A 13,637-nucleotide genomic window follows, 5' to 3' on the forward strand; every position below is an offset into this window, starting at 1 on the left:
GGACCCAGCTTCGAGTCTGCTTTTGTCGGTCCGCCGCGGAAACGCCTCAGGGCGTCCACCCTTCGCACCACTTGCACGCCGGATCGGTGCTGGTGTTCGCGAGGCACGCATTACAGAACGCGTCGTCCTTGCAGGCGGCGCCTTCGCACTTGGCGGTGGCCGGCGCGTCGGCGCCGTCGACCAGCTCTCCCAGCCAGCTGGTGAGCTTCACGCCGCCGGTCTCGCGTTCGTAGAAGAGATCATACGGGGTGACGCAGTGCACGGGGCCCGGCGCCATGTAGTAGCGGAAGTTCCCCGCTGCCGCGCTGATGTCCGTGAGGGACTGCATCATCTTCGGTGACCAGTCGGCCTCGTTGCCGCCCATGGCGGAGTAGTAGAAGGTCTGGTCCTTGTCGAAGGCCGTGTCGTACTGAGCCACCCGCATGTTGGGGAACTCGTTGGCGATGGCGGTGTAGAGATCCACGATGGTCAGCGTCTGGATGTCCTTGCCCTTCAGGCCGGCCACGAAGGTGGGCAGCTGGGCATTCCAGTTCGGGAAGCTGTCCTTGAAGAAGTTGTCGGTCACGATGCCGGCGCCGGAATCCGCCAGCACGCTGATCTTGGCGTTCGAGTAGTGCTGAGCGATCCAGGCGGAGTGGCCGATGGCGCCGTAGGCCCCGGCGCTGCAACCAGTGACCAGGATTTGCTCCGGGTCGTAGTGCTCGTACACCCACTGGAGCACCGTCTGCGCGTTGACGAAGCCCTTGTGCTGAATGGTGAGCTCCGGCGAATACTGCTTCTCGGCGTCGCCCCAGTGGATGTCCCCGGTGCAGTAGGGGATGTGCACCAGCGTCCAGCCATTGAGCGGGTTCTCGCTCTTGTCGAGGCGGTACATGCCGCCCAGGGACTTGTTGTCGACCATGGTCTGGATCTCCGCCGCCGATGGCGCTTCGGCTTGGAAGATGGAGTCCTTGATCGAGCAGGTGACGGAGTTCCAGCAAGCGCCGCCGCCTTCGAAGTCGATCACGACCTTCTTCGGGTCGCCGCCCATCACGAAGTAGCGGAAGGGTGTGCCGCGAGAGCAGACGGTGGGCGCGCCGGGCTCGATCACCTTCAGCTCCCCCGGAGCGGGGATGTCCCCCTGACCCGCGCTGCCGCCGGCACCCGCCGTACCGCCGCTGCCGCCGCTACCGCCCGGGCTCCCGCCGGAGTCGTCACTGCCGCAGGCGGCGAAGGAAGCGATGGAGGCGAGGGCGACGAACACGAGGGCTAGCGAGCGCATTTGAAAAGTGTACGACAGCTCGCTTGAAACCGCAGCGTCGGCGAGGGAATGATGCGCCTCGTGCACAGCGGGCGGCGCAAAGTGGTGGCGGTGATTGGCAACAACGTGGCGCCCGCCGAGGTGGCTCGCGCCGCGGAAGCACTGGGAAAGGGCCTGGTCGAGGCGGGCTATCGCGTCGTGAGCGGAGGCCTCGGGGGCGTGATGGAAGCCGCCAGCCGCGGGGCGCATGCCGCGGCGCGCTATCGCGAAGGGGACGTGATCGGGCTCTTGCCGGGACGCGAGGGGAAGGACGCCAACGCCTGGGTGGACGTGGTCGTCCCCACCGGGCTCGGCTACGCCCGCAACGTGCTGGTGGTGAGCATGGCGGATGCGGTCGTGGCCGTGGCGGGCGGCGCGGGAACGCTGACCGAGATCGCGATGGCGTGGCAGCTCGACAAGCCCATCGTCGCGCTCACCGTGGGCGGATGGAGCGCGCGTCTCGCCGGCGAGCGCATCGACGAACGGGCGAGAGCCGCCATCGTTGCGGCGGATACGCCGGAGGCGGCGGTGGCCGCCGTGCAGCGAGCGCTGTCATGAGCGCCGTGGTGGAGGCCGTGGGCCTCGAGAAGAGCTACGGCGAGATGCGAGCAGTGCGCGGCGTGGACTTCTCCGTGAAGCGCGGTGAGTGCTTCGGCTTCCTGGGGCCCAACGGCGCGGGCAAGACCACCACCATGCGCATGGTGCAAGCAGTGGCGGCGCCCACGGCAGGGCGGCTTTCCGTGTTGGGCATGGACCCGGTGTCCGACGGCAAGCGCGTGCGCGCCGCCATCGGCGTGTGTCCGCAGACCGACAACTTGGATCCGGATCTGACGGTGATCGAGAACCTGCACGTATACGGGCGCTATTTTCCGCAGCCCAAGACCACGACCCAGGCGCGCAGCGAGGAGCTGCTTACCTTCGTGGCGCTCTCGGAGAAGCGCGACCGTCGCATCGCGGAGCTTTCCGGTGGCATGAAGCGCCGCCTGGCGATCGCGCGGGCTCTGATCAACGAGCCCGAGCTGTTGATCCTGGACGAGCCCACGACCGGCCTGGATCCGCAGGCGCGGCACCTGGTGTGGCAGAAGCTTCGGGAGCTGTCGGACCGCGGGGTGACCATGCTGCTCACCACCCACTACATGGACGAGGCGGAGCGCCTGTGCGACCGACTGGTCGTGATGGACGAAGGGCGCATCTTGGACGAGGGCGCGCCCCGGGCGTTGATCGACCAGCACGTGGGCCACGAGGTGCTCGAGCTCCGCCTTTCCCTGGAGCGGGAACGCGAGGTGTTCGGCGATCTGGCGCTGGACGACCAGGCGGGCGAGCGCGCGGGGGACGTCCGTGTGCTGTTCTTCGAGCGAGCCAGCGCCCTCGCGGAGCAGATCGTGGCGCGGGCTCGCGAGAGCGATGTGCCCTACCTGATGCGCAACGCGACGCTGGAAGACGTGTTCTTGAGGCTCACCGGCCGGGAGCTGTCGGAATGAGCGTGCCGCCCGGCTTCTTTCGTGGCGTGTGGAACGTCGCCATGCGCAACATCATCGTCTGGCGCCACTACGCAGCGCCGAGCGCCCTCGGCAACTTCGGCGAGCCGCTCCTGTACCTGGTGGCGCTGGGCTTCGGGCTCGGCAGCGTGGTGAAGTCGATCGACGGCATGAGCTATGCGGAGTTCTTGGCTCCTGGGCTGGTGGTCTCCACGGTGATGTACACGGCAACCTTCGAAGGCACCTTCGGGAGCTACACGCGGCTCGTGACCCAGGGCACCTTCGAGGCCATGCTGGCCACGCCCATCACGGTGGGCGAGCTCGTGGCCGGCGAGATCTTGTGGGGCGGCATCAAGGCGACTTTCGGCGCGGTGGCGGTGCTCACCATCATTTCCCTGTTCGGTCTGGTGCCGTCCTTGTGGGCCCTCGGCGCGCTGCCGCTGGCGTTCCTCACCGGGCTTTTGTTCACGGCCACGGCCATGTGCGTGACCAGCGTGTCGAAGAGCTACGAGTCCTTCAACTACTACTTCACGTTGGCCATCGCTCCGATGTTCCTGTTCTCGGGCATCTTCTTCCCCTTGGACCGTGCGCCGGGATGGGCGCAACACCTCGCGGCGGTGATGCCCCTCACGCACGTGGTGTACGTATCGCGGGCGCTGATCCGCGGCACGCCGTCGTGGGCCATGCTGGGGCACCTGGCAGTGGTGGTCGGCTTCCTGGTGGCGGGCAGCTTCGCGTGCAGCGCACTGATGCGCCGCCGGCTACGGGTTTGAGGGCGTGAGCACGAGCTGGCGCACGCGCGCCGTACTGCCCCAGGCCATCGTCGTCGTGATGACCACGCGCGTGTGCTCGGGCACCGAGAAGTCCGCGCTGCCCACGGCGCGGCCCACGATGTTCCGCGTGCGCTCGTCCAACACGGCGACCGTTATCGAGCCGCGACCCTCGACCGCGATGCGATAGCTTCCGGCGGCGAGCTCCACGTCGCGAATCACCGCTGGGGTCAGGGCGTCGAGGTCCGCGCCCACCCAGCCGTCGGCGTCCATTCGCGCGCGCGTCCGCGGATCCCAGCTCAAGAGGTACCCGGGAATGATGATGCGGTCCGATCCGCGCTGGATGCCGAGGGGACCGTCCTCCCGCCGAATCCAGGCGTGCAGCGTCTGCACGTCGTCCGGCGGCGTCTCGAAGGCGACCAGCTGGTACAGCTTTCCGAAAGAGCGGTCCGCCTGCATTTCCCGGCCGCCGCGCCACAGCGCGCGATCCATCCCGGTGGGCAGATGGAACACGATGATGTCGGGCTTTCGACGCAGGAAATACTGACCGTTGCCGAGCTCGTGGGCCAGGGGCCCCTTGCCGAAGCCTGGGGGCAGGTGCCGAGGCAGCCAGGGATCGTTCAGCCCCAGCATGTCCAGCGTGCGCAGTTTGGCGAAGTAGGGCAGGGCGCCCGCGGCATCCACCGCCAACAGCGGGTCCTTGTCCGCGAAGGCACGATGCAAGAACATGCCGATGGGGCGGCCGGGCCAGTGCCAAGCGTCCGCCAGCGCGCGGGCGCGCTCCGGGTCGTCCTGCTGCGCCTGGATGGACAGACCCAGCACGCAGTTGCCGACCACGAAGGCGACAGGAGCTCCAAAGCGACCCCGCTCCGTGAGCCAGCCGAGGCCTTCCACGGAGAGCAGCGCGGTCAGGACGATCATCACGGCCACGTGACGACGCTCCGGCATGATGTCGCCGCCGATCGCGATCACGTAGCTGGTCCACACCACGAGGGGCACGAAGGCGATCAGCGCGCGGCGACGCCTGCGGCGATCCGCGACGGCGGCCACGAGCGTCAAGAGCAGCGGCAAGAGCAGCGGGAGCAGCGGATCGGCGCGGTCCTTCAAGTAGTGCCAGCCGAGATCCACGCGGCTCCAGGCGAAGGCGACCTTGGCGTGGAACGTGTTGGGAACCCACTCGTGGTAGTACGCCTGGCGAAACGCGACGTGGGCCGCCACCAGGCCGAGGGGCAGCACCGCGAGCTTCAGGGCGCGGAGCCACGCCGCGGGACGGAATCCGCCGAGCAACACCCAGGTGCCGCAAACGGACGCCGCGAACAGGATGCCGTCGGGGCGGGTGAGGGCGGCCAGGCCGAAGCACAGCCCCGCCGGCCACATCCTCGAGAAGCGCGCCTCGTCCCGCTCCACCAGAGGGTAGCTGAGCACTACGCCGGCAGCGACCAAGAAGCACAACAGCGACTGCTCGAGGCCGCCGATGCTCCAGGCTGCGAAGGTGCCCGCCGTCGCCAGCGCCAGGGCGGCGTAGAGACCCGGGAGCAGAGCGCGATAGCGCTTGGGTCGCTCCGCCAGCACCACGGTCGCCAGCGTGCCGATGCTGCAGAGGATCCCCACCGTGCGCGCTACGTTGATGAGGGCGTTCTTCTGGAACAGCCCGCCGAAGGCCACCAGCACGACCCACAGGAAGTTGGTGTAGCCCTCGACCTTGTCGCCGTCGCTCCAGGTGAGCCCCTTGCCGGCCAGGAGCCGCGCGGAGTAGCGCAGGCTGATGAAGGCGTCGTCCACGAAGAAGGGCAGAAAGCTCCGCGCGTGCAGCACCAGCACGACGGAGGCGATGGTGATCACCAGCGCCGCCGCCAGCCACAGCCGCCAGTTCTCGCGAAGGTGACGGATCATCCGAGCTCAGCGCACGCGGAGCACGATCTTGCCGACGTTCGCGTTGTCTTCCATCTGTTCGTGGGCCGCGCGGGCTTCCGCCAGAGGCAGCGCGCGATCCACCACCGGCCGGAGCCGCCCCTTGGCCAAGGCGTCGAGGTTTTCGCGGCTGAAGGCCCGAGTGATGGCGACCTTGTCCGCCACCGGCCGGGAGCGCATCACCAAGCCGAGGATCTGATAGCGACGCATCAGGAGCTGCGCGAGGTTCACCTTGGCGCTCGCACCGCCGAGCAGGCCGATGACCACCACGCGCCCGCCCACCGCGAGGCAGTCCGCGTGCTTGTCCCAGTAGGAACCGCCCACGAAGTCGAGCACCACGTCAGCGCCCTTGCCGTCGGTCGCGGTCTTCACTTCGGCGACGAAATCCTGCTCCTTGTAGTTGACCAGCACGTCGGCCCCGAGCTCCTTCACTCGAGCGAGCTTGTCCGCGCTGCCGGCGGTGGCCACCACCTTGGCGCCGAGCTTCTTCGCCAGCTGAACCGCTGCGGAGCCCACGCCGCCGGCGGCGGCGTGGACCAACACGGTCTCTCCGGGCTGCGTATGCGCGGTGCGCACCAGCGCTTCGTAGGAAGTCAGAAACGCCTCGGGAATGGCGGCGGCGTCCTCGAAGCTCATGCTCTCCGGGATCGGGATCGCCATGCCTTCGGGAATGGTGACGCGCTCCGCGTAGCCGCCGCCGGGCAAGAGCGCCATCACCCGTGTGCCGACCGCTGGTCCCGTCGCGTCGGGGCCGAGCGCCCGCACCACGCCGGAGCACTCCAGGCCCAAGATGTCCGTGGCGCCCGGCGGCGGCGGGTACAAGCCGCGCCGTTGGAGCAAGTCCGCGCGATTGAGGGCGGTGGCGTGCACGTCCAGCAGCAGCTCACCGGCGGCGGGTACCGGGTCCGGCACCTCGGCGAGCTCGAGCTGTTCAGGGCCCCCCGGCTCGCGAACGACGATTGCCTTCATGGCGACTCGGCTACTCCCGCCGGAGCCGTGCCGCAACCGCCGAGCGGTGTGGCCGCGGCGGACCAACAAGAAAATTCAGGGGCGCTCGGGCGTCAACACCAGGCGGTAGAGGTGTGCCGGGCGATCGCTCATCGTGCGAGCGCCCAGGTGTACCCCGCCCCGCGAGGTGAGCTGACGGAGCTCGACGCCGCCCACGCCTTCGGCGCTCCACACTCGAGCGCCGGCCTCACCCACGGACACGAGCAAGGGCTCGCTGGACTCCGCGGTGACGCGCCAGCGGCCCCGCGGGATGCTCACGTCGTCGATGTCGGCGGGGATGTCGCTGCGAACGATGGCCGCCATGCGGCCGCTGTCGTCGAGCTCGGCGTAGCTCCCGGAGCGGCCCGTCATCAAGAGCCCGGGTATCTCGATGCGTCCTTGCGAGCGCTGGATGCCAATGCGGCCGTCCACACGAACGTAGGACTGATTGCCCTGCTCGAAGGGGTCGTGGGCGAGGAAGTGCACCAGCCGATACTCGCGGGAGAACTCCGGGGACTTCTGCATCTCGATGCCGCCGCGCCACAGCGCCAAGAGGCGCCCGGCAGGCATGTGGAACACCACGATGTCGGGCTTTCGCTCCAGCAAGTAGCGGCCATTTCCGAGCTCGTGGCCGATCACGCCGTGGCCGAAGGTCTTGGGTCGGTGGTGGGCGAGGTAGCGGTCGTTCAGTCCCAGCATGTCCACGGTGCGGAGACGCGAGAAGAAAGGCAGCGCCCCGGCGGCGTCCACGGCGAGAAGGGGATCGGCGTCGGCGAAGGCGCGGCGGAACATGAGACCAATGGGCTTGCCGGCCCAGTGAGACTGGTCGTAGAGCGCGCGCTCGCGTTCCCAGGCGCCCTTCTGTACCCATGTCACGTGGACCAAGGCGGCGACGCACAGCGGGAGCGCCGCGACCAAGCCCCAGCGGCGACCTCGTTCGGCGAGCCACGCCACGCCGTCGATGCCGACCAGCACTGCGAGAAAGAGCAGGGGGATGAAGTGGCGGCGGTAGGGGATCGCGTCGCCGCCCATGAACACGAGGTAGAGCATCCAGCTGCCGAGCACCGAGAGCGCCAGCAGCACGCGGGGGCGCCGAGCGCGGTCGAAGATGGCGGCGGGGACGCCGAGCAGCGCGGGGAGCACTACTCCGAGGGAGAAACCGAGGCCGTAGTGCAGCCAGACGACGCCGGCCCACAGCCGCTCTTTGCCGAAGGCCACCTTGGCGTAATACGTGTTGGGAACCCAGGCGTCGTAGTACAGCTTGCGAAACGCCATCTGCGCGAGCGCCATGCCGAGGGCGATGGCGCCGACACGGATTGCCACCCACAGGCCACGCCGGCGTGGCGTGGACGCGAGCAGGAGACCGAGACAGGTGGCGGCACCGAACACGATGCCATCGGGTCGCGTCAGGCTCGCGAGGCCCAAGAGTAGACCCACGACGGCGACGCGCCGCGGGTCCGTCGCTTGGAGCAAGGGGCGCGCGAGCACCACGGCCCACAGCACCAGCGCCGTGAGCAGCGGTTGCTCCAGCCCACCGATGGTCCAGGCCGCGACCGGACCGCTGAGGGTGAGGGCCATGAGACCCCAGCCCAGAGCCAAGAGCTGACGGAGGTTCTTGGGTACGGCTGCCCATACGATGGCGAGCAGCGCCAAGGACATGCACGCGAATCCCAGCCAGCGCGCGATGACGATCAGATGATCCGGCGAGAGAGCACCGAAGCCGGCGATGAGCAACACCCACAGCAAGTTGGAGTAGCCCTCGACGCGCTCGCCGGGGTTCCAGGTCAACCCCTGGCCTTCGATCAAGTGCTGCGCGTAGCGCAGGGAGATGAACGAGTCGTCCGCGAAGTGGGGCATGAAGCGGAGGGCGTGGACCGACAGCACGGTGATGGCCAAGACGGCCGCAGAAACGGCCGTGATCCATGAGAATCGCCGGGTCGACATCGTCCCTCCCTCATCTACACTAGCCGGCCCGTGCTGGCCGCGTCTCCTTCGCTTTTCTGGCTGCCCGTCATTCCCTGGGCGGAGCTCGTCGCTCGCTATCGCGCGGGTCTCGCGGAGGTCACTCCTTGGGCCATCGGCGCCGGCGTGTTCGTGGCGCTGGTGAGCTTGCCCCTGCTCCTGCCGCGGCCGGTGGCGCCGCGTGCGCTGCGCGTGGTGCTGCTCGCGGCGGTTGTTGCCTTCGGCGTGACCTGGGGCTTTCACTTGCTGTGGCTCGGGGACGACGCCTTCATCTCCTTTCGCTACGCGGAGAACTTCGCCCACGGCCACGGCCTGGTGTTCAACGTCGGCGAGCGGGTCGAGGGTTACACCAACTTCTTGTGGACCTTCATCATAGGCGTGGGCATGCGGCTGGGGCTGAGCCCGATTCACGTGTCCGTGGCGCTGACGCTGGCTTCCTTCGCTGCGGTGATCCTACAAGTGGATCATCTGGCGAAGAAGCTCGCGCCCTGGCGTGCGCCGGTGACGGTTTCCTTCGCTGCAGGTCTCACGGCGGCCAACTACGTGATGGCGAACTTCGCCACCAGCGGGCTGGAGACGATGTTCGGCGCGGCGTTGATGCTCGCGGCGCTGATCAGCGCGCTGCATCAGCGTCCGCTTGCGGCCGGGGTGTTCGGGATCCTGGCCACCATGACCCACCCGGATCACGCGATCTTCTACGCGAGCCTGGCGGTGGCGCTGCTCTTCGATCGCGCGCGCTGGCGCGGCATCCTGTGGTACGCGGCGCCCTTTGTCTTCTTGTTCGTGCCCTACTTTGCCTGGCGTTGGCACTACTACGGCGATTTCTTCCCCAACACCTATTACACCAAGAGCGGCGGCAGCCTCTACTTCGAGCAGGGCTGGGTGTACGTCGCGGTCACCGTGTTCGGCGCCGGTCTGTTCGCGGCGATCCCGATGGCCGCGTTTGGCGTGGTGCGACGCTTTCGGCACTTTCTGAGTCGGTACTTCTTGCTGTCGACGCTGCTGTACACGCTGTACGTGGCCAAGATCGGCGGGGATTTCATGCTGGGGCGGCTGTTCGTTCCGGTGCTGCCGCTATTGTTCCTCTTCGCCGAGCTCGGCGCGCGGGAGCTGTTCGCTGCGCGGCGGCGCTGGCTGGCGCCGGCGGGGCTCGTCGCCATCTTGCCGGTGTTCCTGGCGGCGCTACCCGTTCACGTGATCAAGCCCATCGAGAAGAAGTGGCACATCGCGGACGAGCGCAGCTTCTACCTGGTGGGCAAGGAGGGAGATCTGGTGCCGCGCTCGCTGTACGTGCAGTGGGCGCGGGATCTGCTCACCTACGTGGTCTCGCACGACGTGCACCCGCTGGTGGCCTTCGGCTCCTGCGGCATGGTCGCGTACTACACCAAGCTCCCGCTGGTGGACATCTTCGGCCTGGCGGACAAGACCGTGGCTCGAAAGCCCATCGAACGACGCGGTCGGCCCGGGCACGAGAAGATCGCTTCGCCGGGCTACATCGTGTCGCGCGGCGTGCGCATCTCCGAGCTGAGCATCTATCCCGAGCCGTACTCGCGGATTTCGGAGGTCGTCATCGAGGGGAACAAGTTCTACTTCCCCGTGTTCGACAATCACCTCGCGGATAGTCTGCGCGCCGCCCCGGCGCCCTTCTTCACGGACGCTCGCGGGTGGATCGATCGCTACAAGGCGCCTTCGGACTTTCTGGAGGGCATGTCTTGCGACGCGTGGTTCATGGAGGAGTACTACTTCTCTCACAATGCGGACCCGGCGCGGCTGCGGCAGACCCGGGACAAGATCGTCCGCGCCAACCCCGCACTCCGGGGGCTCGAGCACTTCTTGCTGGTGAAGCCCGAGCAGGGCGCGGGCTTTTCTCGAGTGCGCGCTCTGCATCTGGATGACCCGAAGGAAGGCTGGCACGCCGACGGCGAGGCCTTCGCCGAGTGGCCTTCTCCCGAGCGCATCGCGGTGCAAGACTTGGTGATCCATCACGACGGACCGTTCGCCAACTCCATGGTGCCCCACGCGGGGGACGTCGGCACCGGGCGACTGACGTCACGCCCCTTCGTGCTCACGGGAGATGCCATCACCTTCGTGATTGGTGGCGGGCGCAATCGCGAGACCCTCAGGGTGAGCCTGGTGGTGGACGGCCAGCGGGTGCGCGACGCCACCGGGTGCATGAGTGAGATCATGGGGCACCGCGTGTGGCGGACGTCGGAGCTTCGCGGCAAGACCGCCCACATCGAGATCGTGGACGAGGCCAACGGCGGTTGGGGCCACGTCATGGCGGACGAGATCGAGGAGTGGAAGCTCAGCCGACCAGCTTCACCGTGACGCGGCGGCTGCGGGGGCGGTTGTCGAAATCGCACAGCACGATGTGCTGCCAGGTGCCGAGCGTGGGCTGGCCTTCGCTGATTGGGAACGAGAGGGACGGGCCGATCAGCGCCGCCCGCAGGTGGCTGTGGCCGTTTCCGTCGTGCCACGCGCGCTCGTGGGCGTAGTCCCGGCCGGGGGGCGCCAGCTGATCGAGGAGGCGCCGGAGGTCCTCGATGCAACCGGGCTCGTACTCGATGGTGGTGATGCCGGCGGTGGCTCCGGGAACGAACACGCAGCCGATGCCGTCACCGATGCCGCTCTTCGCCACCGCGGCCCGCACCCGATCGGTGATGTCCACGATGTCCGCGTCGCCCCGCGTGGTCAGCTCGATCTCCGCGCTGTGCACCCTCACTTCGGGAGCTCCGCCGCGCCGATGATGCCGGCGTGCTCGCCGAGCTCGCTGACCAACAGCGGCACCTCGGCGGTGGGCGGCCCGAAGGCGTGGTCCCGAAGCGCGTCGCGCAGCGCGGTCTGCACCAGGTCGAAGGACTTGCTGACGCCGCCGCTGAACACCAGGGCGTCGAGATCCGCGAGCTTTTGAGCCTGTGCCAAGCCGGTTCCGAGGGCGCGGCCCATGGCGCGGAAGGTCTCGATACCGGCGCTTTCCCCGCGCCGCGCGCTCTCGGCGATGGAGCGGACGTCGTGCACCTCCGGCCCGCCGAGCTCCTTGAAGCGCCGGAGCAGCCCCTCGGTGCCCGCGATGGACTCCATGCAGCCGCGGCGCCCGCAGCCGCAGGGCCAGGCGTCCGCCGAGCTGTCGACCAACAAGTGACCGATCTCGGCCGCGAAGCCATGCGCCCCACGACGGACCTTGCCGTCGATCACGATGCCGCCGCCCACACCCGTGCCCAGCGTGGCCAGCAAGAAGGAGCGGTACGCCCGACCGTGACCGTAGACCAGCTCGCCCAGGGCGGCGGTCGTGGCGTCGTTCTCCACCACCACCTGGGCGCCGATGCGCCGCTCCAGCTCGTCGGCGATGCGAACGCCCTCGAAGCCGGGCACGTTCGGCAGCCGGTAGCAGATGCCGGCGCCGTCCACCTCGCCGGGGATGGCGACGCCCACCGGCTGGGCCTTGGGGGACAGCCGCCGCACCAGCCGTGCGACGGCGTCCAGCACCGCCTGGGGGCCGGCGTCCGCGGGTGTGTCCACCACGTCGTGCTCGAGCACGCTGCCGTGCTCGACGCGACCCGCCTTGATACGCGTTCCCCCGAAGTCGACGCCAATCATCGCGCCGGATGATACGTCACGCGATCTGGCGGAGTGAAGCGACGGCCTCGACTTCCAGCTCGATCTTGCGTTTGAGCGCTCGTTCCAGAAGCCGCGATTTGCGACGAGCGCCCCAGATCTCGAGCTCGGCGTCGCCGACGGCTTCGGAGATGATGCGGACGCGGTCGTCGGAGAGCTTCACCCGCACGTCGCTGATCAGCTGGTGGTGGCTGCGATCCAGGCCGTCGGCGAGGCGCACGATGCCCGCCAAGACGGTCAACGCCTTGCGCCGCTTCGCGCTCAGGGCCGCAAAGTCTTGATCCTTGCGCTTGGGCCGGGATTTCCGGTGGTAGCGGGCGATCAGCGCCAGCATGTTTCGCTCTTCGTCGGAAAAGCCTCTGAGGTCGCCGTTCTTGATGATGTAGGCGGCGTGATGCTCGTGGCGCTCGTAGCCGATGTGCTGGCCGATGTCGTGGAGGATGGCGCCGTACTCGAGCAGACGCCGGTCGTCGTCCGACAGACCATGGATCTGCGCCAGCTGGTCGAAGAGCTGCAGCGAGAGGTGCGCCACCCGCTCGGGATGGGGACCGGACTGCCCGCAGCGCGCGGCGAGCTCCGCCACGCTGTGACGCCGAATGTCGCTCACCACCTCGTAGGCGCGAATGGCTTCCGCGCGGCTCTCCAGGTAGTCGAGCACCAGACCTTCGCGCAGGGCGGCGTCGCACAACGTGATGCGATCCACCCCGGCCAGCTCCAAGAGCGTGACCAGCAGCACGGCTCCGACGTGGATGGTGTCGGCGCGCATGGCGTCGATGCCGCCGATGGCGCTGCGCTCGTGTGCGGGCAAGCTCAGCAGACGGTCCGTGAGGGCGCGCAGGTCCGAGAGGGAGACCACGTGTCCCGTAGCGCTGGTCCAGGGCTCACCCCCCGCCAGCCGGTGGGCGGCCTGGCCCAGCGCCAGGATGGTCCCGGAGCTCCCCACCACCATCTTGAAGCGGGCCCGTTTGGCGTCCCCCAGGGCCTGGGCAGCGACCTGGCGCACCCGCTCCTCCAGCTGCTTCTTCTCGCGCTTGCCCAGCGGTGCGCCCTTGCCGAACTCCGCGCGCAGGCGCTGAACGCCGAGCTTGAGGCTGCGTCCGAGGCGCATGGCTCGGGCATCGCCTACGACGGCCTCCACGCTGCCGCCGCCGATGTCCAAGATCAGGGCCGCCTTGTCCGACAGATCGATGGCGTTCCGGACGCTGAGATAGATGTAGCGGGCCTCCTCGGCGCCGCTGATCACCTGTGGCGCGATGCCGGTGCTCTCCGCGACGGCATACAGGAACTCGCCGCCGTTCTCTGCTTCGCGGGTGGCGGAGGTGGCGACCGCGCGGATGTCCGTGACCCCGTGGCGCTGGGCCAGCTTGTGAAACTTCTGGATCGCACCGAGCCCGTTGTGCACCGCCTCGTCCGTCAACCGACCGTGCTCGAACACGCTGCGGCCGAGGAACACCATCTCCTTCTCTCTATCGATGACCTCGAAGGAGTGACCGCCGGTCACCTCCGCGATGATCATGTGAATGGAGTTGGATCCGATGTCTATGGCGGCGAGCTTCAACGGATTCCTCGGGGCCGTGAGGGGACGGAGCCACGATATTTGGGCCATGCGAGCGGCGAGAGCCTGGGCCCGGGACG

Annotated in this window: 11 protein-coding genes; 4 read left to right on the plus strand and 7 right to left on the minus strand. The window is 68.3% G+C overall.

Annotated features, from left to right (window positions below):
* Positions 1–46: 46 nt before the first annotated feature.
* The gene (locus H6717_03710) at positions 47–1,261 is read right to left on the minus strand and encodes a pectinesterase (protein ID MCB9576125.1); all 1,215 of its coding nucleotides are present in this window, start codon (positions 1,259–1,261) and stop codon (positions 47–49) included.
* Between the two features lie 51 nt (positions 1,262–1,312).
* On the opposite strand from H6717_03710, the gene H6717_03715 reads away from it, so the two are divergent.
* From H6717_03715 to H6717_03725, 3 genes are read left to right on the plus strand one after another with little or no spacing between them, the layout of a single operon-like run.
* Entirely contained in the window at positions 1,313–1,837 is a 525-nt protein-coding gene (locus tag H6717_03715; GenBank protein MCB9576126.1) for a TIGR00725 family protein, read from the plus strand.
* Entirely contained in the window at positions 1,834–2,760 is a 927-nt protein-coding gene (locus H6717_03720) for an ATP-binding cassette domain-containing protein (GenBank protein ID MCB9576127.1), read from the plus strand. Before H6717_03715 ends, H6717_03720 begins: the two co-directional genes overlap by 4 nt.
* Positions 2,757–3,530 carry an ABC transporter permease gene (locus H6717_03725; GenBank protein ID MCB9576128.1) on the plus strand — a complete coding sequence of 258 codons (774 nt, stop codon included), beginning with the start codon at positions 2,757–2,759 and terminating at the stop codon, positions 3,528–3,530. The genes H6717_03720 and H6717_03725 overlap by 4 nt, the downstream gene beginning before the upstream one ends.
* On the opposite strand, the gene H6717_03730 is transcribed toward H6717_03725, so the two are convergent.
* The 3 genes from H6717_03730 to H6717_03740 all read right to left on the minus strand — a co-directional run bounded on the left by H6717_03730 (position 3,519) and on the right by H6717_03740 (position 8,369).
* Positions 3,519–5,420, minus strand: a complete 1,902-nt coding sequence (locus tag H6717_03730; GenBank protein ID MCB9576129.1) for a hypothetical protein — start codon at positions 5,418–5,420, stop codon at positions 3,519–3,521. The two genes, H6717_03725 and H6717_03730, sit on opposite strands and share 12 nt — an antisense overlap.
* 6 nt (positions 5,421–5,426) lie before the next feature.
* A complete protein-coding gene (locus tag H6717_03735) occupies positions 5,427–6,407 on the minus strand; it encodes an NAD(P)H-quinone oxidoreductase (GenBank protein ID MCB9576130.1) in 981 nt (326 codons plus the stop codon).
* A gap of 75 nt (positions 6,408–6,482) precedes the next feature.
* Entirely contained in the window at positions 6,483–8,369 is a 1,887-nt protein-coding gene (locus H6717_03740) for a hypothetical protein (protein MCB9576131.1), read from the minus strand.
* Positions 8,370–8,399: 30 nt separating this feature from the next.
* Here H6717_03740 and H6717_03745 point away from each other — a divergent pair, with 30 nt between their 5' ends.
* Positions 8,400–10,715, plus strand: a complete 2,316-nt coding sequence (locus tag H6717_03745) for a hypothetical protein (GenBank protein ID MCB9576132.1) — start codon at positions 8,400–8,402, stop codon at positions 10,713–10,715.
* Here the strand turns inward: H6717_03745 and H6717_03750 are convergent.
* The 3 genes from H6717_03750 to H6717_03760 are packed head-to-tail and all read right to left on the minus strand — an operon-like array spanning position 10,693 to position 13,608.
* On the minus strand, positions 10,693–11,109 hold the full coding sequence (locus H6717_03750; GenBank protein ID MCB9576133.1) for a YjbQ family protein: 417 nt from the start codon (positions 11,107–11,109) through the stop codon (positions 10,693–10,695). The two genes, H6717_03745 and H6717_03750, sit on opposite strands and share 23 nt — an antisense overlap.
* Positions 11,106–11,984, minus strand: a complete 879-nt coding sequence (locus H6717_03755; protein MCB9576134.1) for an ROK family protein — start codon at positions 11,982–11,984, stop codon at positions 11,106–11,108. Before H6717_03755 ends, H6717_03750 begins: the two co-directional genes overlap by 4 nt.
* Positions 11,985–12,000: 16 nt before the next feature.
* Positions 12,001–13,608, minus strand: a complete 1,608-nt coding sequence (locus H6717_03760; protein ID MCB9576135.1) for a Ppx/GppA family phosphatase — start codon at positions 13,606–13,608, stop codon at positions 12,001–12,003.
* Positions 13,609–13,637 lie beyond the last annotated feature (29 nt).

This window comes from Polyangiaceae bacterium (genome assembly GCA_020633235.1).
In the GTDB taxonomy this organism is placed as follows: domain Bacteria; phylum Myxococcota_A; class Polyangia; order Polyangiales; family Polyangiaceae; genus JACKEA01.

Bases quoted from the DNA above. Each gene is read 5' to 3' on its own strand.
- H6717_03710 (MCB9576125.1), bottom strand. From the start codon at position 1,261: ATGCGCTCGCTAGCCCTCGTGTTCGTCGCCCTCGCCTCCATCGCTTCC.
- H6717_03715 (MCB9576126.1), top strand. From the start codon at position 1,313: ATGCGCCTCGTGCACAGCGGGCGGCGCAAAGTGGTGGCGGTGATTGGC.
- H6717_03720 (MCB9576127.1), top strand. From the start codon at position 1,834: ATGAGCGCCGTGGTGGAGGCCGTGGGCCTCGAGAAGAGCTACGGCGAG.
- H6717_03725 (MCB9576128.1), top strand. From the start codon at position 2,757: ATGAGCGTGCCGCCCGGCTTCTTTCGTGGCGTGTGGAACGTCGCCATG.
- H6717_03730 (MCB9576129.1), bottom strand. From the start codon at position 5,420: ATGATCCGTCACCTTCGCGAGAACTGGCGGCTGTGGCTGGCGGCGGCG.
- H6717_03735 (MCB9576130.1), bottom strand. From the start codon at position 6,407: ATGAAGGCAATCGTCGTTCGCGAGCCGGGGGGCCCTGAACAGCTCGAG.
- H6717_03740 (MCB9576131.1), bottom strand. From the start codon at position 8,369: ATGTCGACCCGGCGATTCTCATGGATCACGGCCGTTTCTGCGGCCGTC.
- H6717_03755 (MCB9576134.1), bottom strand. From the start codon at position 11,984: ATGATTGGCGTCGACTTCGGGGGAACGCGTATCAAGGCGGGTCGCGTC.
- H6717_03760 (MCB9576135.1), bottom strand. From the start codon at position 13,608: ATGGCCCAAATATCGTGGCTCCGTCCCCTCACGGCCCCGAGGAATCCG.